This is a genomic window from uncultured Thermanaerothrix sp. (assembly GCF_938028735.1).
GTDB lineage: Bacteria > Chloroflexota > Anaerolineae > Anaerolineales > Anaerolineaceae > Thermanaerothrix.
Map to the genome: position 1 here is coordinate 76,152 of NZ_CALIMF010000001.1, position 19,076 is coordinate 95,227.

17 protein-coding genes are annotated in these 19,076 nt (G+C 57.4%); 13 read left to right on the plus strand and 4 right to left on the minus strand.

Annotation, left to right across the window (positions count from 1 at the left end; all coding sequences use genetic code 11):
• Nucleotides 1–21: 21 nt before the first annotated feature.
• Both guaA and xpt read right to left on the minus strand, forming a co-directional pair.
• Nucleotides 22–1,581 carry a glutamine-hydrolyzing GMP synthase gene (gene guaA / locus Q0721_RS00320; RefSeq protein ID WP_299024119.1) on the minus strand — a complete coding sequence of 520 codons (1,560 nt, stop codon included), beginning with the start codon at nt 1,579–1,581 and terminating at the stop codon, nt 22–24.
• On the minus strand, nt 1,578–2,150 hold the full coding sequence (gene xpt, locus Q0721_RS00325; RefSeq protein ID WP_299024121.1) for a xanthine phosphoribosyltransferase: 573 nt from the start codon (nt 2,148–2,150) through the stop codon (nt 1,578–1,580). The genes guaA and xpt overlap by 4 nt, the downstream gene beginning before the upstream one ends.
• Before the next feature lie 205 nt (nt 2,151–2,355).
• Between xpt and nikB the strand changes: the two genes are divergently transcribed.
• From nikB to Q0721_RS00375, 10 genes are all read left to right on the plus strand, one after another.
• A complete protein-coding gene (gene nikB, locus Q0721_RS00330; RefSeq protein WP_299024123.1) occupies nt 2,356–3,303 on the plus strand; it encodes a nickel ABC transporter permease in 948 nt (315 codons plus the stop codon).
• Nucleotides 3,304–3,355: 52 nt separating this feature from the next.
• Nucleotides 3,356–4,993, plus strand: coding sequence for an ABC transporter substrate-binding protein (locus Q0721_RS00335; RefSeq protein ID WP_299024125.1), 1,638 nt, complete (start codon nt 3,356–3,358; stop codon nt 4,991–4,993).
• A 12-nt stretch (nt 4,994–5,005) separates the two neighbouring features.
• The gene (locus Q0721_RS00340) at nt 5,006–5,959 is read left to right on the plus strand and encodes an ABC transporter permease (protein WP_299024127.1); all 954 of its coding nucleotides are present in this window, start codon (nt 5,006–5,008) and stop codon (nt 5,957–5,959) included.
• Nucleotides 5,956–7,128, plus strand: coding sequence for a M20/M25/M40 family metallo-hydrolase (locus Q0721_RS00345; protein ID WP_299024129.1), 1,173 nt, complete (start codon nt 5,956–5,958; stop codon nt 7,126–7,128). The genes Q0721_RS00340 and Q0721_RS00345 overlap by 4 nt, the downstream gene beginning before the upstream one ends.
• Nucleotides 7,129–7,221: 93 nt before the next feature.
• On the plus strand, nt 7,222–7,890 hold the full coding sequence (locus Q0721_RS00350) for a Maf family protein (RefSeq protein WP_299024131.1): 669 nt from the start codon (nt 7,222–7,224) through the stop codon (nt 7,888–7,890).
• Nucleotides 7,880–10,171: a penicillin-binding transpeptidase domain-containing protein gene (locus tag Q0721_RS00355; RefSeq protein ID WP_299024133.1), complete on the plus strand. Its 2,292-nt coding sequence runs from the start codon at nt 7,880–7,882 to the stop codon at nt 10,169–10,171. The genes Q0721_RS00350 and Q0721_RS00355 overlap by 11 nt, the downstream gene beginning before the upstream one ends.
• Nucleotides 10,168–11,112: a ribosome small subunit-dependent GTPase A gene (gene rsgA, locus Q0721_RS00360; RefSeq protein WP_299024135.1), complete on the plus strand. Its 945-nt coding sequence runs from the start codon at nt 10,168–10,170 to the stop codon at nt 11,110–11,112. Before Q0721_RS00355 ends, rsgA begins: the two co-directional genes overlap by 4 nt.
• Nucleotides 11,113–11,138: 26 nt before the next feature.
• Nucleotides 11,139–12,170, plus strand: coding sequence for a mandelate racemase/muconate lactonizing enzyme family protein (locus tag Q0721_RS00365; RefSeq protein ID WP_299024137.1), 1,032 nt, complete (start codon nt 11,139–11,141; stop codon nt 12,168–12,170).
• Between the two features lie 12 nt (nt 12,171–12,182).
• Complete coding sequence (locus Q0721_RS00370) at nt 12,183–13,211, plus strand: C40 family peptidase (protein WP_299024139.1); 1,029 nt, start codon at nt 12,183–12,185, stop codon at nt 13,209–13,211.
• 3 nt (nt 13,212–13,214) lie between these two features.
• The gene (locus tag Q0721_RS00375; RefSeq protein ID WP_299024141.1) at nt 13,215–14,312 is read left to right on the plus strand and encodes a pyridoxal phosphate-dependent aminotransferase family protein; all 1,098 of its coding nucleotides are present in this window, start codon (nt 13,215–13,217) and stop codon (nt 14,310–14,312) included.
• Here the strand turns inward: Q0721_RS00375 and rnz are convergent.
• Nucleotides 14,309–15,271, minus strand: coding sequence for a ribonuclease Z (gene rnz, locus Q0721_RS00380; RefSeq protein ID WP_299024143.1), 963 nt, complete (start codon nt 15,269–15,271; stop codon nt 14,309–14,311). The genes Q0721_RS00375 and rnz overlap by 4 nt on opposite strands.
• Before the next feature lie 114 nt (nt 15,272–15,385).
• Between rnz and Q0721_RS00385 the strand changes: the two genes are divergently transcribed.
• The 3 genes from Q0721_RS00385 (at nt 15,386) to Q0721_RS00395 (ending at nt 18,352) form a co-directional block, all read left to right on the plus strand.
• Nucleotides 15,386–15,871: an adenosine-specific kinase gene (locus Q0721_RS00385; RefSeq protein WP_299024145.1), complete on the plus strand. Its 486-nt coding sequence runs from the start codon at nt 15,386–15,388 to the stop codon at nt 15,869–15,871.
• 87 nt (nt 15,872–15,958) lie between these two features.
• Nucleotides 15,959–16,912 (plus strand): hypothetical protein, encoded by a 954-nt coding sequence (locus tag Q0721_RS00390; RefSeq protein ID WP_299024147.1) that lies wholly within the window; start codon nt 15,959–15,961, stop codon nt 16,910–16,912.
• Between the two features lie 105 nt (nt 16,913–17,017).
• Nucleotides 17,018–18,352, plus strand: coding sequence for a cytochrome P450 (locus tag Q0721_RS00395; protein WP_299024149.1), 1,335 nt, complete (start codon nt 17,018–17,020; stop codon nt 18,350–18,352).
• Here the strand turns inward: Q0721_RS00395 and Q0721_RS00400 are convergent, their stop codons facing one another.
• Nucleotides 18,353–19,063 (minus strand): isochorismatase family cysteine hydrolase, encoded by a 711-nt coding sequence (locus tag Q0721_RS00400; protein WP_299024151.1) that lies wholly within the window; start codon nt 19,061–19,063, stop codon nt 18,353–18,355. It lies immediately after the preceding gene.
• Between the last annotated feature and the right edge of the window lie 13 nt (nt 19,064–19,076).

The window sequence follows — 19,076 nt, forward strand, 5'->3', positions numbered from 1 at the left end:
TCACAATGGTACACAAATGGATCATTCCCATTCAATAGTTGCGGGCGGCTTACTGGTAATATCATACACGACACGGTTGATTCCGTCCACTTCGTTGACAATACGGTTGGCAATGCGCTCCAGTAAGTCGTTGGGCAGACGCGCCCAATGAGCGGTCATAAAGTCCTGGGTGGTTACGGCCCGCAGGGCAATTACATCCTGGTAGGTACGCTGGTCACCCATCACGCCCACCGATTGCACCGGTAATAACACGGCAAAGGCCTGAGCGACTGCCGATTCCTCAGCACTTACGGGGCGCTGTTGCAGGAACCCGGCGCGTTCCAGTTCGCTGGTGAAGATCGCATCAGCGGCGCGCAGACGGGCCAGGCGCTCCGCGGTGACCTCGCCCAAGCAACGCACAGCCAACCCCGGTCCAGGGAAGGGTTGACGCCACACCAACCCCGGCGGCAATCCCAACGCCTCTCCCACCAGGCGCACTTCGTCTTTGAAGAGATAACGTAAGGGCTCAATCAGTTCGAAACTCAGGTCAGCCGGCAGCCCGCCCACATTGTGGTGAGTCTTGATACGCTGGGCGCGTGAGCGGTCGGGGGCGCTGGATTCAACAACATCCGGGTAGATGGTGCCCTGCACCAAAAAGCGAATCGTACCTAAACGGCGCGCCTCGCGTTCGAATACGCGAATAAATGTTTCGCCGATAATGCGCCGCTTCTGCTCAGGGTCGGTAACCCCTTTCAGTGCGTTGAGGAAAGTTTCCGCGGCATCCACGACGATTAGATTGGCGCCTAGGGTCTTCCGGAAGGTGATTTCCACCTGCTCACGTTCGCCCTGACGGAGCAGGCCGGTATCCACAAAAACGGCTACCAGTTGCTCACCAATGGCGCGCTGCACCAGAGCAGCCGCCACACTCGAATCCACCCCGCCACTGACCGCTGCCAGCGCGCGTTCACTACCCACTTGGGCGCGAATGTGTTCCACGGCCTGGGTAATGATGGAAGCGGGGGTCCAATCCGGCGTAGCACCGCAAATATCCATCACAAAGCGGCGCAAGATCTCCTTGCCCCCCGGCGTGTGATGCACTTCAGGGTGAAATTGAACCCCGTAGTAGTGTCGGGCGAGGTCGCCCATGGCAGCAACGGGGCTGTTAGGAGTGCGTGCGAGTATTTGGAAACCTGCGGGCAGGGCCTCGATGCGGTCACCATGGGACATCCAGACGCGTTGCCGGCCCATAGGCAGCAGGGGATTGGGTGTCAGGGTCTCAATCTCTGCTGGCCCGTACTCCCGTTCGGGGGCCGGAGCGACTTTTCCCCCTAGAGCGTGAGCCAGTGCTTGCATACCATAGCAAATACCCAGGATGGGGCGTCCCGACTCTAGGACATAACGAGGAATCTGAGGGGCGTCTGGTGCATACACCGAGGCAGGTCCCCCGGAAAGGATGAATCCCCGAGGGCGCAGTGCCATCACCTGTTCGGCTGGGGCGTCCCAGGGGAAGAGTTCACAGTACACCTGGAGCTCACGCACCCGCCGGGCAATCAACTGGCTATACTGAGAACCGAAATCGAGGATGGCAATGCCTGTGTTCATGGCGCCAGAATGATTTGTCCATTGTCCATAGAGGTGATGACGGCCAGTGATTCAATGGGCACGCCCAGGTGTTCCAGAGCTTTGCGCCCCCCTTCAAAAGTCTTTTCAATCAGCGTGCCGATACCCACCACGGTTGCCCCGGCGGCTTCGGTTAGGCGTACCAGCCCCAGGATGGTTTGCCCGGTTGCAAGAAAGTCATCAATGATGAGCACACGCTCCCCAGGTTTGAGATATTCAGGTGAGACAATCAGTTCAACCATTTGGCCTTTGGTGTGGGAGGGTGCAATGGTGAGGTAAACCTGATTGGGCATGGTGATGGGTTTGCTTTTGCGGGCATAGACGACCGGGATGCCTAGGTGCTTGGCTGTTGTCAGGGCTGGTGCAATCCCTGAAATCTCGGCGGTGAGGACACGGGTGGGTTTGACATGAGCGAAACGACGCGCCAGTTCTGCCCCGCAGGCGTCCATAAGCAACGGATCTACCTGATGATTGATGAAATTATCAACTTTTAGAATGCCTCCCCCCAGATTTTTGCCTTCTCTAAGAATGCGCTCTTTTAGGGCCTGCATGCTATCCCCTCCCGAGGTGTTGATTGTGTGGACATTTTAAGACAAAACGGTCGACTTGGGTAGAGGAACAAGCAGGCCCTATGCAGGTGTGACATTCGTCACACATTTTGTCTGACATATTGACTCCTGGCGCAATTTTCTTATAATGAGATTATCCCCGGTGAATTCCTCCCATGAATAAAGATGCACTAACCTGGAGTGTAATGTGCTGAGGTACTTCATTCGCAGAGCCCTGGCGCTCGTACCGGTCTTTTTCCTGATGACCGTGATCGTCTTTTTGTTGATCCGCATGATCCCAGGTGATCCGGTGGATGTCATGTATGGTGCAGAGGGGCTAGACCCGGCGCGGCGGGCGGCTTTGGAGCGCAGCCTGGGGCTTGACCAGCCGCTGGTAGTACAGTACATCAAGTGGTTGGGGCGGGCCTTGACGGGTGACCTGGGGCGCTCCTACCGCGCGCAAATGCCGGTTCTTGACCTGATTTTGCAACGGCTGCCAGCGACGCTCTACCTCTCGCTGGCGGCTTTATTATTCTCGGTTGTGCTGGCCATTCCCTTGGGGATTCTCTCGGCAGTTAAGCGCAATTCGTGGGCTGATCTGGGAGCGATTGGCTTTGCCATTCTAGGTATCTCGCTGCCGCAATTCTGGTCCGGCATTATGCTGGTCCTCCTCTTTGCGATCGTGCTTGGGTGGTTGCCTTCTATCGGTTACGTGCCTCCTCAGGAGAATTTTGGTCGGTTTCTGCGTCACATTATCCTGCCCGCGGTGACCCTTGGCTGGTCACTGGCAGGTACCACAACGCGTTTGACGCGCTCCAGCCTCTTGGAAGAACTAGGCAAAGACTACGTGCGCACAGCCCGTGGGATGGGCTTGCCCGAGCATAAGGTGCTGTGGGAGCATGCCCTGCGTAATGCGTTGATCCCAACGGTGACCATGATTGGCCTGCAACTGGCTTTTTTAATCGGAGGCGCGGTGATTGTAGAAACCGTCTTTGCCTGGCCCGGAATTGGCTTGCTCATTGTGGATAGCATTTTTGCGCGCGATTACCCGGTGGTTCAAGGGGTCATTATGGCAGTGGCGGTAATGGTGGTCCTCGTGAATCTCCTGGTAGATTTCATCTACACGCTCTTGGACCCGCGCATTCGTCTGGAGTAGAGAGCTTGAGTGGCTCTTCTCAGAATCTGAACCAGAGGAGAAGGAGGAAAAAATGAAAACCAAATACCTGAAGTGGCTAACTTTACTAGTTGCACTGGTGCTGGTGGTGAGTGCTTGCCAACCAGCGGCAACCCCTGCACCCACCACACCTCCCGAAAAGCCGCCCGCCACTCTGCCTCCGACCGTACCCCCTCAAGAGGTGGCTACCACTGAAGCCCCGGCGGGACCAAAATACGGCGGCGTGATCACCTTTGCCATGAAAGAGGACGTTACCACCCTGGACCCGCTCAAGGCCATTCAATATGGGGATATCCGCCTGAACGGGCTGGTAGTGCAGCAACTGGTGGCGCCGGATCGTAGCGGCAAGTTTGTGGGCGTGCTGGCAGAGAGCTGGGAGACTTCAGCGGATGGCAAGGAGTGGATCTTCCACCTGCGCCCAGGGGTCAAGTTCCACAATGGGGCGGACCTAACCGCCGATGATGTCAAGTGGATCTTTGACCGCATCCTGGACGAAAAATCAGGTGCGGTGATGCGCAACACCTACCTCAATATTGGGCTCAAGGTTGAGGTGGTGGACCCACGGACGGTTAAGATGACCATTGAGAAAGGAGCTGGGCCATTCCTGTCTTACCTAGCGCTGCTCAATCGCTCCGGGATCATTCACCGCGATAGTTACGACGCAGAAGGCAACGTGACCAAACTGATCGGCACTGGCCCCTTCATGCTGGATTCTTTCAAACCGGGTGAGTCCTACACGCTCAAGCGTTTCGATCAGTACTGGAAAGAGGGCGAACCCTACCTGGATGGGGTGGTGCTCAAGGTCATTACCGATCCGGTGGTGCGGTTGAACGCGTTGCGCACGGGCGAGGTGGATATGACCGAGGAACTGCCCCTTGCCGATGTGAAGCGCCTGCTAGACAATCCGGATCCCAACTTCACGGTGGTGGTGTACTATTTCAACTCCGGTGCCCGCCTGGTCATGAATCACACGCGCCCGCCCTTTAACGATCTCAATGCCCGCATGGCAGTGCAGTATGCCTTCGACCGCGAAGCCTACAATGAGGCGGTTTACTTTGGGCTCGGTCAGGTACACAATCAACCCTTTGTGCCAGAGGATGTGTGGTATCTAGATGTGCCGATGATCCAGCCTGACCTGCAAAAGGCCAAGGAGTACTTCCAGAAGGCTGGCCTCAAAGAAGGCACAGAGATCACCATGCTGCTGATGCCCAACCAGAAAGACGCGGCTGAGATCATTGACGCTATGCTCTCGCAGGTGGGCTTCAAGGTCAAGTTTGATATTGTGGATGCGGCGGCCTGGAATGCTCGCGGTAAAGCCCTGGATTACGACCTGCTGATGGGCACCATGACCGGCATCTTCGATCCTGACCGCCCCTATGGCTACTTGACCCCCAAGAGCAGTGGGAACTGGCTAGTAGGCGGTTACAGCAACCCCAAGATGGACGAATTGTTGGAGCAGGGAATTTCCGAAGTGGATGTCGCCAAACGCAAAGAAATCTACAAGCAAGTTTTGCAACTGGTGCAGGATGACGCGGCAACCATGTATGTGCTCGGTTTGCCTTGGGTAGAAGGCTGGCGCAACTACGTCAAGGGATACCGTCCGGGCAATGCCCCCATGTTGATGATGATGGACGCTTCCGAGGGCTTGAATACCACCTGGTTAGATAAATAACAGGGTTCAGAGATGGGGGCGCTTCGCCGCAGCGAGACCGGCGCCCCCACTCCCTTTTACCGACCTATGGCAACGACACAAGCCCGAGTGATTGCTTCTATGGAACCTGCGCTACGGCAGCGTCGCCTGAGCGAACGGGTTTTCTTTCGACTGTTGCGTCACCGCCTAGCGCTGGTGGGAATGATCCTGACCGCATTGATAGTGTTCACTGCCATCTTCGCAGATGTGATCGCCCCTTATGATCCCCTCGAGATTCGACTGAAGGATCGCTTGCAACCCCCCAGTTCACTACACCTGATGGGTACAGATCACCTGGGGCGCGATGTTTTCTCGCGCGTGGTATATGGCTCGCGCATATCGCTGCAAGTGGGGGTCGTCTCCGTGGCGTTGGGCACGATTGTGGGTTTGTTTGTGGGAATGGCAGCCGGGTATCTGGGTAAGTCGGTGGACACCGTGCTGATGAGCATCATGGATGCCATCTATGCCTTTCCGGCCATTCTGCTGGCGCTAGCGCTAGTAGCAGCTTTTGGTCAGGGGCTGGTGACGGTGATGACGGCCATTGCCATCGTGCGCATTCCCATTTTTGCACGCACGGTGCGTTCCTCGATTCTGGCCGAAAAGGAGAAGGAGTACGTCGAGGCAGCGCGCTGTATCGGTCAGCGGGAGTGGCTTATTCTCTTTCGGCACATTTTACCCAATATTATGGCTCCCATCATTGTGGTCACTACCACGTACTTCGCTGCGGCGATTGTGGTGGAAGCCTCCTTGAGTTTCTTGGGGTTGGGGGTGCCACCGCCGCAGGCCAGTTGGGGGGTCATGTTGTACGACGGGCGAAAGTACATGGAGCAAGCCCCGTATGTAGTGATCTACCCCGGCCTGGCGATCTCGCTGGCCGTTCTGGGCTTTAACCTCCTGGGGGATGGCCTGCGGGATGTCTTGGACCCGCGGCTGCGGAATGTCACATGAGCCCCGTGCTACCCCTTGAGGTGGCCACCGGCGAGGCCCTGCGGTTGCTAGTGGATTTGGTGCGCATTCCGGCTCCCTCAGGTGGAGAGCGAGCAGCGGCGGATTTTGTCCAAGCCCAGATGCAGCGCCTGGGCTTTGAGGCGGTACGCCGAGATCTTTACGGCAATGTGATAGGGGATTGGCGGGGAGAAAGTTCCGGCCCTACCCTGTTGCTTGAGGCTCATATGGATGTAGTGCCGCCGGGTGATGAGCAGGATTGGCGCTGCCCTCCCTATGCTGGCGAGGTGAGCGCTGGGCGGGTGTGGGGACGTGGTGCTGCCGATACGCATGCCTCGCTGGCGGCGATGCTGGCAGCGGTGGCCTCTCTCCCCCGCTCAGAGTTGCGTGGGCGGGTAGTGCTGGCGGCTACCGTGATGGAAGAGTCCTTAACGGCGGGTGCGGTGGAGGGGCTCGTGGTCACCGAGCGGCCGGAGGTATTTATTACAGGAGAGCCTACCGCGTTGCGTTTGGGGGTGGCTCAAAAGGGACGGGCCACATTGGAGATCAGGACCACTGGGCGCGCAGCGCACACCTCGCATCCTGAGCAGGGGATCAATGCGATTACTCGCATGATGCAAGTTTTGGCGCGCATTGCGGGCCTGCCACGCCGATGGGACGAGGATCTGGGGAGCGAGGTGTTTGAAGTGACCGATATCATCTCGCACCCCTACCCCAATATCAACGTAGTCCCACCGGAATGCCAGGTGCATCTGGTGGCCCGCCTGTTGCCGGATGAGACCCCTCTCTCTTTGCAAACCCGCCTGACCCGGGCCATGGTAGGGCTGGAAGGGGTGAAAATCGCCCTGGCGCGACTGCGCCAAACCTGCTACACCGGCTACGTGTTGGAGCGCGAGGATTTTCTGGTGGGTTGGAAGTTGCCTGCTGAGCATGCCTGGCGGGTTCGTCTCTTGGAGGCCTTGCGATCCCAAGGCTTGCCGGCAGAGACGCTAGCGGCGGGCTTTGGCAGTAACGCCTCTGCAGCAGCGGCAGCCGGAGTCCCCTGCTTTATTTATGGGCCGGGGGACTTAGCACAAGCTCATACGGTGGATGAATGGGTGGCTATTGAGTCAGTGGAACAGGCTGTGGTAGGATATCGGACATTGATACAGGCTTGCCTAGGGTTGCCTTGAAAGGCTTGGTAAAAATTATCCCGCCTGCGTGAGCGAGGTGAGCTGATCCCCCAGGGGGCACATCAGTAGGGTGTGATAAAATCATAAGCAATTATGGATGCTCCCCTCATTTTATTAGCGTCAAATTCTCCCCGACGTCGGGTATTGCTTTCGTGGACGGGCTGGGCGTTTGAAGTCCGTCCAGTCAACTTGGATGAGACTCAGGCGCTCGATGAGTCCCCGCGCGAGTATGTGGTGCGGCTGGCTCAGGAAAAAGCCTTGGCTGCTACCGAATTTGAAACGGAGGCAACGGTCATCCTGGCAGCTGATACAGTGGTGGCGCTGGAGGATGAGGTGCTGGGAAAACCCGAGTCGCCGGAACAGGCCGCAGACTTTCTGCGCCGCCTGCGCGCTCGGGTGCACGAGGTGTATACGGCCATTGCCCTTATTGATCGCCGGAGTGGCGACTTAATCACCGATGTGTGCCGTTCCCTGGTGCCCATGCGGGCCTATAGCGAGGCAGAAATTGAGGCTTACATTGCCAGCGGCGATCCCATGGACAAGGCAGGTGCCTATGCTATTCAGAGCCCTGATTTCCATCCGGTGGCAGATTTTGAGGGCTGTTATGCCAGTGTGATGGGACTCCCACTGTGCCATTTGGTGCGTACAATGGCGGTCTTGGGATTTGAGCCACCAGTAGATGTACCGGCAGTATGCCAAAAGAACTTGAATTATACCTGCCCGGTCTATCGGGCAATCCTGGAAGGCGAAGATGAGGGCTAATCCATTGCTGCGAACCATGCAAAAGTTGGTTACTCGGGTAGGCTGGCATACAGGAGGGTTGGTGTTGGTTGTGACGGCGCTGCTGGTGGGGGCGTGCTACCCCAGCGTGGCAACGCCGACGAGCCCTCTGGCGCAGCCTAGCCTGGGCGAACCGATGGTTAATGTGACGTCTGTGCCGGATGTACGGGCGGCGGCAAATGCTTTTTTGGCAGCGTGGAAGGCGGAGGATTACCCCAGCATGTATGCGATGCTGACGCGTCTAAGCCAGGATGCCCTGAGCGAAGAGGCGTTTACTCGGCGCTATCGCGAGGTGGCCGCAACCATGAGCCTAAGCGGGTTGGAGTATGCCATCCTGTCAACCCTGACCAACCCCACTAATGCTCAGGTGGCCTATCAGGTCACGTTTCACACCGTTCTACTGGGGGATCTCAGTCGCGAGATGGTGATGAACTTGGCCCTTCAGGACGGAACCTGGAAGGTGCAGTGGGAGGATGGTATGATCCTGCCCGAATTACGGGGCGGCAACCGTTTGATGATGGATATTACCATTCCGGCGCGAGGAAACATTTACGATAGTCGAGGGAATGCACTGGCTGCCCAGACGGATGCCGTGGCCTTGGGGATCATCCCTGGTCAGATTGATCCCGATCAAGAAGGCACTCTGCTGACCGAATTAGCCAACCTGACCGGTCTGAATCCGGATTATATACGCTCGCTTTATCAGTATGCAGCGCCTGATTGGTATATTCCAGTGGGGGATGTTTCGGCCCAAGCGGTGCAACGGCGTTACAGCGTACTCTCCAACCTCAGTGGCCTAGTAATGCGCACCTATAATACGCGGTACTATTTCGATAGTGCCGCCCCGCATGTGACGGGGTATGTTCAGCCCATTCCGGCGGAGGCTCTGGAGGAGTATAAGCGGAAGGGCTACCGTGGGGATGAACGGGTGGGTATGGCTGGCTTGGAGCGATGGGGAGAGGCCTATCTGGCGGGCCAGCGCGGTGCAGCGTTATACGTGGTGGATGCACAAGGCAACATCCTTACCCGACTGGGCCAGCGGGATGCTCAGCCCGCCTATTCGATCTACACTACGCTGGATAAGGATTTCCAGGTGCAGGTGCAGAAAGCCATTGAGGGCTTTCGTGGCGCCATCGTGGTGCTTGAGCGGGATACCGGGCGCATTTTGGCCTTGGCCTCCGCGCCGAGTTTTGATCCCAATTTGTTTGATCCGAACAACTACAACAGCGGCTGGTTATTAAATCAAGTCTTTGATGCCACCACCACTCCTTTGCTCAATCGGGCCACCCAGAGCGCCTACCCATTAGGGTCGGTGTTCAAGATCGTCACCATGGCGGCGGCTCTAGAGAGCGGTTTGTTTACCGCTGATTCCACTTATGAATGCGGTCACACTTTTACTGAGATCCCGGGGTTAACCCTTTACGATTGGACTTATGAAAAGGGGAAACCCCCTAGCGGTACCTTGACTCTGCCGGAAGGCCTGATGCGTTCCTGCAATCCTTGGTTCTATCACATTGGCCTGGATCTTTATCGCCAGAATCGCCCGCAGGACGTTAGCAAAATGGCACGGGCGTTCGGGCTGGGCAGCCCTACAGGCATTGAGCAGTTGCCCGAGGTGGCGGGGAACATTCCCGATCCAACCAGCGAGAACGATGCGGTCCAATTGGCCATTGGGCAAGGCGCTATGCTGGTAACCCCCTTGCAAGTGGCAGATTTCATCGCGGCGGTTGGGAATGGTGGCACGCTTTACCGTCCGCAAGTGGTGGAAAAAATTACCAATCCAGATGGGGAATCGGTGTATGCTTTCAAGCCCGAGGTGCGCGGGCAGTTGCCCGTTTCTCCTGAGAATCTCAAGATCATCCAGGAGGCCATGCGCAGTGTGGTTAGTAACCCGCGTGGCACAGCTCATTACGCTTTGATCGGATTGCAAATCCCAATCTACGGCAAAACGGGCACCGCGACGAACCCGGCGGGCAAGCCGCATGCTTGGTTTGCCGGTTACACGGATGCTAGACGCAGCGATAAACCGGATATTGCGGTGGTGGTCCTGGTCGAGAATGGGGGCGAAGGCTCCGAGGTAGCGGCACCCATCTTCCGCCGTGTGATTGAGGATTATTTCTACGGGAAGCCCCTGCGCCTCTACCCGTGGGAAGCCTCGCTCTACGTAACACGCACCCCCACACCGCTCTACACAGAGACGCCAACCCCCACACCTGTACCAACCGAAACCCCGCTTCCCCCGGAGGAAACTCCCACGCCATGAGCACGTCATCTGCTTCAGTTACGGCCGATCCTACTTGGGGCCAGGTAGTGCGTGCCCAGTCGGGCTTTTACACCGTGCGTATGCGCGGTGGGCAGAGTGTGGTTTGCCGTTTGCGCGGGCGCTTGAAGAAGATGCACCGTCAGGGGGATGTGGTGGCCGTAGGGGATTGGGTGCGGGTGACCTTGCTCTCGGATGGCAGTGGTGTGATTGAGGCCGTGGCACCCCGTCAGCGTGCCCTAGAGCGTCGTGCTCCCACGGCGCGGGGAACTTACCAGCAGGTCCTTCTAGCCAACCCTGATCAACTGGTTCTGGTTTTTGCTTGTGCCCAGCCTGAACCACGGTTGCGCATGCTGGATCGTTTCCTGGTTATTGCCGAGAAACAGCAGATTCCGGTGCTCATTGTGGCAAATAAAGTGGATCTGGTGGGACTGGAGCGTGCGCAGGAGATCTTCTCAATCTACCCACCTTTGGGTTATCCAGTGCTTTATACCTCGGCCAAAGTGGGCTATGGGGTGGCAGAACTGAAGGCCCACCTCATTGGCAAACTCTCGGCACTGGCCGGGCCTTCTGGGGTGGGTAAAAGTAGCTTGCTCAACGCTATCCAACCGGACCTTGGGCTGGCGGTGGGTAGTGTCCGTGAGAAAGGGGGGAAAGGTCGCCACACCACGGTTGTGCGCCAGTTGTTCCCCTTGGAGGGGGGCGGCTACGTGGCGGATATGCCAGGGTTGCGTACGCTGGCTCTCTGGGATACCCAGCCCGAGGAACTAGATGGTTATTTCCCGGAGATCCGCGATTTGGTTTCCCAATGCCAGTTCAACGATTGCACGCACACTACAGAACCGGGCTGTGCGGTGCGTGAGGCGGTGGCGCAGGGCAAGATTCATCCCCATCGCTACGAGTCCTATCTGCGCCTGCGACAGGGCGAGGAAGAAGATGAGTGAGTAACTCCCTCCCGATAAGGAGGTTTATGGCCTCAATCCTTTCTCTTCGATGGGAGCGCTTGACCTTGGTGTTGAGGCACCCGTTTCGCCTTTCCTACGGGGTGAGCGAAACGCGTCAGACGTATTGGCTGCGATTGGGGGAGGATCAAGGATGGGGGGAGGCCACGTTGCCTCCTTACTACGGAGTTGATTTAACCACCTTTGAGGCCTTTTGGGAGCAACGCGCCCGAGGTGATTTGAATCCGCCCCGGTCATTAGAGGATTTACCGGCCTGGGTGGGGGAGAGCGGCCCGGCTCCTGCTCGTTGTGCGCTGGAGATGGCAGCGCTGGATTATCTGGCGCGCCAGGCTGGTCAACCCTTATATCGCTGGCTAGGTCTCTCGGCGCCACCGGCTTTGCCAACCTCGGTGACAATCGCCATAGATACTCCTGACGCCATGGCCGAAATGGCGCAACGCATGCGCTCTTATCCGATTTTGAAACTTAAACTAGGGGGCGCCGAAGCTCTCAAACGCCTGGAAGCCGTCCGAGCCGCACGGCCAGAGGCTGAAATCCGCGTGGATGCCAACGCTGGCTGGAGCCTGGAGGAGGCTAAAGCCTATTTGCCGCGGCTGGAGGCTCTGCGGGTGTCCATAATTGAACAGCCATTACCCCGAACAGCGCTGGCCGAGATGGGACAGTTGCAACAAATGACCGCCATCCCCATAGTTGCCGATGAGTCCCTACAAACTTATACGGATGTGGAGCGACTGGCTGCGGCAGGGGTCGGTGGGATCAATGTCAAACTTATGAAGACGGGGGGGCTCCTCGCAGCATTGCGGATTATTCGTCGGGCGCGTGACTTGGGCATGCGGGTCTTGCTAGGGTGTATGATTGAAACCTCTCTGGGCACAACAGCGATGGCTCACTTGGCTGCCCTGGCCGATTGGCTAGACCTGGATGCCCCGCTCTTGATCGCTAACGATCCCTTTGAGGGTTTGATCTATGACCTTGATGGGCGCATTCAGCTACCCGCGCGTCCGGGGATTGGCGTCATCAAACGCATTCCAGTGGCTTAGGAGGTTACAAACATGCCCGACTTCATGGCGCAAGCCCAGGTGGTTTTACAGCGTTTGGCCCGCGAGCGCGCTGATGAGCGCTTGCATGTGTTTGAGGTGAAAATTGAGGAGGCGGATGAATGGCACCTGCGCTTGAGTGGCCGCGTGCTGGAGGAAGCGGATCGCCAAGCCTTGCGGGCAGCCTTTCTGGCTGAAGATACGCGCTGGGTGGTGGATGATAACGCTTTACGCGTCTTGCGCCACCCGCATAATCCGGTGCTGACGGTGGCCACCAACTTGACCAGCCTGCACCGTGAACCTTCCTTTCTGGCTGAAATGTTGACCCAATTACTCTGGGGGGCTGTGGTAGAGGTATTGGAACAGAAAGACCGCTGGGTGTTTGTGCGTTGCTCGGATGGCTACCTAGGATGGACCTATCGCCCTTACCTCGGTGAACAACCTTCTCAAGAGCCCACCCATCTTGTGGCTGCACCGATCAGCTTGATTCGGACTCAGCCCGATGTCAACGCCCCTCTGGTGAGTCGTTTGTTTGCCGGGACAGCCCTGTGCGTGAAAGAGACACGTCAAGGCTGGGTGTGGGTAGAGACGCATGTTTCTGGTTGGGTGGCCCGTGAGGACCTGCGCGCGCTGGATGCTTTGCCGCGCACCTCCGAGGCACAGCGCACCCAAATGCTCCAAGATGCTTATCGCCTGATTGGTGTGCCCTACCTATGGGGAGGCACTACAGCGAACGGTATTGATTGCTCGGGTTTTGTGCAATTGGTGCATCGGCTGAGTGGGATGACCCTGCCACGTGATGCCGATATGCAACAAGCCGCCAGCCGTACGTGTGACCCCGACCACCTTCAACCTGGGGATTTGCTCTTCTTTGGCGAAAAGGGAGAGTCCCGTGCGATCACGCATGTGGCGCTCAGTTTGGGAGGATGGCGCATTTTACATTCTTCCCGTTCGCGGAACGGTGTGTACGAGGACGATGTGCGGCAAGTAGCGCATTTGCGCGAGTCATTGGTGGCTACCGGTACCTTTCTAGAGGCAGGTTAAGCAATGACAGAAGGGCTGAGCTCGCCGGTTGGGCCACGTGTGAGGGTAGCGGGTCGGGAATGCGATTATTTTTCCGGCACTGGTTACCTGGGTTTGCAGAGTGATCCGCGGGTTCTGGCCGCCGCCCAAGCAGCCTTGACCCGGTTTGGTTTGAGTACAGCCACCTCGCGCGGTGGCTATGGTGAGCATCCTCTTTATGCAGACTTGGAGCAGGCCATTTGCACCTATTTTGGCACTGAACAGGCGCTCTATCTGCCCACAGGTTATCTGGGGATGGCCTTACTGGTGCAGGGGTTGCATGGTCATTACGAGCGCCTCTTCGTGGACGAGGCTGCTCACTTCAGCGTTTGGGATGCGGCGCGAGGGGCGAACCTGCCAATAGTGTCTTTCCGTCACCTGGATGCCGAGGATTTGGCACGCCAGTTGCGTACGCATTTGCGTCCGGGGGAGCGCCCGCTGGTGCTCAGCGATGGCGTATTTCCGATTTCAGGTGACATTGCCCCGCTACCCGAGTATTTGCGCATCGTTGCGGAGTATGATGGTCTGGTGGCGTTAGATGATGCGCATGGAGTGGGTGTACTGGGTGCACATGGCCGCGGGACGCCGGATTACTGGGGAGTGAGCGACGTGCGTTGTTTTTCCACTGCCACGTTAAGCAAGGCGTTGGGTGGTTACGGGGGCATTGTCACCGACCAAGCCGAGCGCATTCAACGCTTGCTGGTTCATTCTGCAGTCTATGTGGCTACCAGTCCACCGCCCTTGCCGGTAGCAGCGGCCTCGGCTATGGCGTTGCGCATTGCGCTAGAAGAGCCCCAACGGCGTGAGCGCTTGTGGCAGAACGTGGGTCTAGCGCGGGCGGGGCTACGTGCGCTGGGGTGGGATCTGCCCGAAACGCCGGTGCCCATTCTTTGCCTGCGTGCCCAGCCCGGGCTTGATCTGGGGGTTTTGCAACGGCGTTTGTTGGAAGCGGATATCTGCGTGGCCCATGTGACGCGCTACTCCAGCACGCCACCCGGTGGGGCGCTACGCATCGCCATCTTTGCTACCCATACCGAGGCTCAGATTCAGCGCCTGGTTGAGACGCTTGGGCGGTTGCTCTAGTTAGACCCGCCATTGGTGCGGCTTTCAGTACGGCGCAGGGGCTCGCCGTATTTGATCTGGTACATGTCGAAATCTCGCGCAACAAACACATTGGGGAAGACCGTCTGCGCCTCATGGAGGATGTCCTTTTCACGATAGCGCCGTGAGAGGTGGGTCAGGATCAGGGCGTTAACCTCGGCCCGACGGGCCAGTTCGGCGGCACGGCGGGCAGTCAGATGTCCAAAGTGGCGGGCCATCTCGGCCTCTTCTTCCAGATAGGTGGCCTCGATGACCAGCGCATCGGCCTGGTAACACGGCTCCACCAGACTGTCAATTTCGCCAGCATCACCGACGATGACCAGGTGAGTCCCGCGGCGGTACTCGCCAAGAACCATGTCGGGAGTAATAAACCGCCCATCGGGTAGGGTGACTGCCTGGCCTTCGACCAATTGTCGCCGTAAGGGGCCATTGGGAATGCCCAGGGCTTCGGCCTTTTCGGGTAGGAAAGGGCGGCGTCCTTTTTCTTCAAAGCGGAAGCCCAAACTATCGGCACCGCGGTGTTGAACCGGGAAGGCAGTAATCGTGAAATCTTCGGCTTCAAAGAAGGTACCATTGCTAATTGGGCGTAGGTTGAGCGGCATGGGCGGGGTAGCGCCGCGCAAGACCACCCCGAAGAGCAGGTCGTGGATGCGTTCCAGCGCCCCACGGCTGCCGAAGATCTCAAGTTCGTCAATGGTCTCCCAGCGCATGAACGTAGAGAGCAACCCCGCAAGCCCTAAAATATGGTCGAGGTGCCCGTGAGTGATCAGGATGCGGTTGAGGCGTTTGAAACCAATCCCAGCCTGCAGGATTTGACGCTGGGTGCCTTCGCCACAGTCCACTAGAAACCGATGTTCGTCGTGCTTAACAACAATTGCCGGCAGGTTACGCCGGATCGAAGGAGCCGATGCAGAGGTGCCAAGGAAGATGAGTTCAAACAAGGAAAATCACCTGATTAATTCGTGTCCCTTATTTTAATGCAACTTGGCAGGAAGCAGTAAAATTATCGGAAGAATGACCCCATTTGGGCGAGGAAAATCATAGGAGGTGACCCCATGGAAATCAAAGTCGTGCCGATCGAAAAACCGGAAGCCGTGAACGTCATCCTGGGTCAATCGCATTTCATCAAGACGGTGGAAGATATTCATGAGGCGCTAGTGACCAGTGTACCGGGTATCAAGTTCGGGTTGGCCTTTTGTGAAGCTTCGGGTGCCTGTTTAGTGCGCTGGAGCGGGACGGATCCCGATCTGATTGCCTTGGCGCAAAAGAACGCCCTGGCAGTGGGCGCGGGACATACTTTCTTTGTCTTTTTAGGCGAGGGATTTTACCCCATTAATGTGCTCAAGGCTATTCAGGCGGTTCCTGAGGTGTGTCGTATCTTCTGCGCCACGGCTAACCCGCTCCAGGTCATCGTGGCCGAAACCGATCAAGGACGTGGCATCTTGGGAGTGGTGGATGGCAGCAGCCCCAAGGGGATTGAAGATGAAGAGGGCATTGCCTGGCGCAAAGGCTTCTTGCGGCGTATCGGTTATAAAGCGTGAGGCCCGGAACTTGCAACGCGTTTTCTACGTCTGTACAATATCCCCCTTTTCCTCAGAAGCCTGAGGGGAACGTAGAAGGAGCTGACAATGAAAGCACGATGGATTGGCATTTTTATCCTGGCTGTGGTATTGAGCGGGTGTGGGCTACTCGGGCAGCGGGCCACCCCTTCGGATGCAGAGATGGCGACACAGGTGGCCCAAATTCTAACAGCTATGCCCACGCCGACTTCCCCGCCTCTTGAGCCCACCCCAACCCAACCGTTGCCCACTGTGGCATTTACGGAGCCTCCCACGGCCATCCCGCCAACTGAGACCCCTACGCCACTCCCCGCTGAGCCAACGGCCACGCTGCCAGCCTACCCGCCGCCGGAGACACCTGTGCCTACAGCCACTGCCACGGTGACGACTCAGCCGACACCCACTTATGCTTTTACCCCGCCTGCAACCGATCCGGTACTCAAACTGGGTAGTGCCACCTGGACAGATCCCATGGATAACGATCGCAATTGGCCCACCGGCCCGGATCAATACACGCGTATTGAGTTTCGGGATGGTGTGATGCGGTTAACCGGCTTGACTCCCACGGACGGCTGGCGGATGACTTGGCCAAAAGTGGCTGATTTTTACCTGGAGGCAACCTTCCGCACTGGTGAGTGCAAGGGTAGCGATCGCTACGGCCTGTTTTTCCGGGTGCCGATCCTAAGCAATCCCGACCGAGGTTACCTGTTCGGCTTGACGTGTGATGGTAAATACGGGCTACGTCGTTGGAATGCCTCGGTTGGGACCCGAGGCGAGATGATCACCCTGGTGAACTGGAAGTCCGATGCGGCCATTAACGCAGGGCCTAATCAGGTCAATCGCTTGGGAGTAATGGCGATTGGTGATCGCTATGCCCTCTACGCCAATGGGGTGCTGCTTACCGAAGTGCGCGACGATCGCTTCCTCGAGGGCTACTTTGGTGTCTTCGTGGGGGCTCGTGAAACCGAAAATCTCACCATCCAGGTAGATCAAATTCGCTACTGGGAGAATCCGCGCCCATAAAGACAGGCTAGTGGGTGCGAGAGCGGGTTATATAAACCCGCTCTCCTTATATTGGTGTGCACGTAAAATGAGGATGTCATTGATTACGAAAAGAGAGTTCAAAGTATGACCACGCTCAAGGGCTATCAATTGCTCCCGCATCTACCGCGCATCCGTACGGATACTCCTGGCTTTCTGCTGGAATGTGCCCGACGCTATGGAGATTGGGTGCACTTTGATGTAGGAGTTACCCAGGCCTTTTTTATCAATCATCCGGACGCTGTGAAGCATGTATTGCAGGAAAAAAACCGCTATTATACGAAAGATACCCTTCAATACCGTACGTTGGCTCTGGTGACCGGTCAGGGATTACTGACAGCGGATGGGGACATGTGGCTGGCACATCGACGATTACTTCAGCCGGCTTTTGCTCGCCCGCATTTGATGGCTCTGGATGAAGTGGTGCTGCCGGTCGTTGATCGGATGCTGCAGCGGTGGGAGCATTTGGCCATCCAGCAGGAGATCGTGGACGTAGACCATGAAATGCTGGAAGCGGCGCTAGAGGTCGTGGGTCTGGCTCTGTTTGGTTTGGATCTCAGCCGTGAGGCCCCTCAGTTGGTCAGGGCGGTGCTCACCGCCTTAGATTATGTGATTTATCGCGCTCAGAATCTGGTGGTACCGCCCCTGAACTGGCCGACCCCGCGCAATCGCGCCTTCAAACGCGCTTTGGCCGAGTTGGAGCGGGCCGTAGATGCCATTCTGGATCAAAGGCGCGATGGGAAGGCACAAGGGGGAACTCTGTTGAATCTACTGGTGCAGGCTGAGCAGGCTGGTCAAATGACGCGTCAGCAGGTGCGGGATGAACTGGTCACCATGATTGTAGCGGGGCATGAGACCGTTGCTACGGCCCTGACCTGGACTTGGTACCTTTTGGCGCAGCACCCTGAGGTAGAGGCTACTCTGCTTGCTGAGATTGACACGGTCCTGGATGGACGTCCACCAACGCGAGAGGATTTGCCGAAGTTAACCTATTCCACCCAAGTGTTCGCCGAAGCCTTGCGTCTCTATCCGCCGGCGTGGTTGATCACGCGGCGGGCCATCGCCGAGGATGCGTGGATGGGGCACTCCATCCCACGGGGTGCGCTAATCATCATCAGTCCCTATGTGTTGCACCGTCATCCTGAGTTCTGGGATGAACCTGAAGCTTTCCACCCCGAACGGTTTGCTGAGGACAAGGCAAGGGCTTATCCACGTTTCGCCTACATTCCTTTTGGGGGTGGGCCGCGCCTGTGCATTGGCAATCAATTCGCTCTGGTTGAGGCTCAGTTGATTCTAAGTCGGGTGTTGCAGCGCTTTCGCCTGAGTTTTGCGGGCGCAGGCCCGGTGCAGGCAAAGCCGCTGGTAACCCTGCGCCCGAAAGGTGGGATGCCAATGCGATTGATCCCGCGTCAGGCGAGTTGATCAGGTAATTTTCTCCACCACCTCGATTCCGTTAAGGGCCATGTGGTAGAGGAAAATGGCGTGCATTAAATCGCCAGGATGGGGAAAGCCCCCTTCTTTTTCGGCAACCTCGATGGGGCGATCGTAAGTTTCCACACCATCGGTTGGAACAATCACCCTGCGCTGTAATTGACGCGCGTTGGCATCCAGGCGCAGGTGCATAGCCAGTTGATAGGTGCACAAGTCGGTAACATCCCCTACCACAATGAACGTATTGACTTCCGGATGCTGGGCCAACCAGTCGTTTAGCCCTGTGTTCAGACCCGAAGAAAGGGAGTTCTTCTCCAAAATTACCATTTGAGGGAAGAAAGGCAGGCGCTTAAAGGCATCCACAGGTTCGGCCTCGGCGGTGCCGCGCACGCAGTGGGGCGGCCAGGCGGCGAATTCAACCGCATCCGGCTCGTGACTATCTTGGATCAGGATGATGTGGCGGATGCCGTAATCCCAAGCGCGCTGAAAGAGCGAGGCAATGGGTTCCACGATGCGCCCCACGCGCTCGCTGGCTAGCGGTCCGCTAACACAGAAGCCGTTGATTACGTCCACTGAGACGATAGCCGCTCGTGCAGGGTCAGGGGCGATCTCCTTCAGACTGACCACCGGTAACTGAGCCAGCCACTGTTCCAAATAGCGCAAGAAGGGCCCGCTTTGGGGTTCCAGGTTCAGGCGAGGCATGATTACACCTCCT

Bases quoted from the DNA above. Each gene is read 5' to 3' on its own strand.
- guaA (WP_299024119.1), bottom strand. From the start codon at position 1,581: ATGAACACAGGCATTGCCATCCTCGATTTCGGTTCTCAGTATAGCCAG.
- xpt (WP_299024121.1), bottom strand. From the start codon at position 2,150: ATGCAGGCCCTAAAAGAGCGCATTCTTAGAGAAGGCAAAAATCTGGGG.
- Q0721_RS00335 (WP_299024125.1), top strand. From the start codon at position 3,356: ATGAAAACCAAATACCTGAAGTGGCTAACTTTACTAGTTGCACTGGTG.
- Q0721_RS00340 (WP_299024127.1), top strand. From the start codon at position 5,006: ATGGGGGCGCTTCGCCGCAGCGAGACCGGCGCCCCCACTCCCTTTTAC.
- Q0721_RS00345 (WP_299024129.1), top strand. From the start codon at position 5,956: ATGAGCCCCGTGCTACCCCTTGAGGTGGCCACCGGCGAGGCCCTGCGG.
- Q0721_RS00350 (WP_299024131.1), top strand. From the start codon at position 7,222: ATGGATGCTCCCCTCATTTTATTAGCGTCAAATTCTCCCCGACGTCGG.
- Q0721_RS00355 (WP_299024133.1), top strand. From the start codon at position 7,880: ATGAGGGCTAATCCATTGCTGCGAACCATGCAAAAGTTGGTTACTCGG.
- rsgA (WP_299024135.1), top strand. From the start codon at position 10,168: ATGAGCACGTCATCTGCTTCAGTTACGGCCGATCCTACTTGGGGCCAG.
- Q0721_RS00365 (WP_299024137.1), top strand. From the start codon at position 11,139: ATGGCCTCAATCCTTTCTCTTCGATGGGAGCGCTTGACCTTGGTGTTG.
- Q0721_RS00370 (WP_299024139.1), top strand. From the start codon at position 12,183: ATGCCCGACTTCATGGCGCAAGCCCAGGTGGTTTTACAGCGTTTGGCC.
- Q0721_RS00375 (WP_299024141.1), top strand. From the start codon at position 13,215: ATGACAGAAGGGCTGAGCTCGCCGGTTGGGCCACGTGTGAGGGTAGCG.
- Q0721_RS00385 (WP_299024145.1), top strand. From the start codon at position 15,386: ATGGAAATCAAAGTCGTGCCGATCGAAAAACCGGAAGCCGTGAACGTC.
- Q0721_RS00390 (WP_299024147.1), top strand. From the start codon at position 15,959: ATGAAAGCACGATGGATTGGCATTTTTATCCTGGCTGTGGTATTGAGC.
- Q0721_RS00395 (WP_299024149.1), top strand. From the start codon at position 17,018: ATGACCACGCTCAAGGGCTATCAATTGCTCCCGCATCTACCGCGCATC.
- Q0721_RS00400 (WP_299024151.1), bottom strand. From the start codon at position 19,063: ATGCCTCGCCTGAACCTGGAACCCCAAAGCGGGCCCTTCTTGCGCTAT.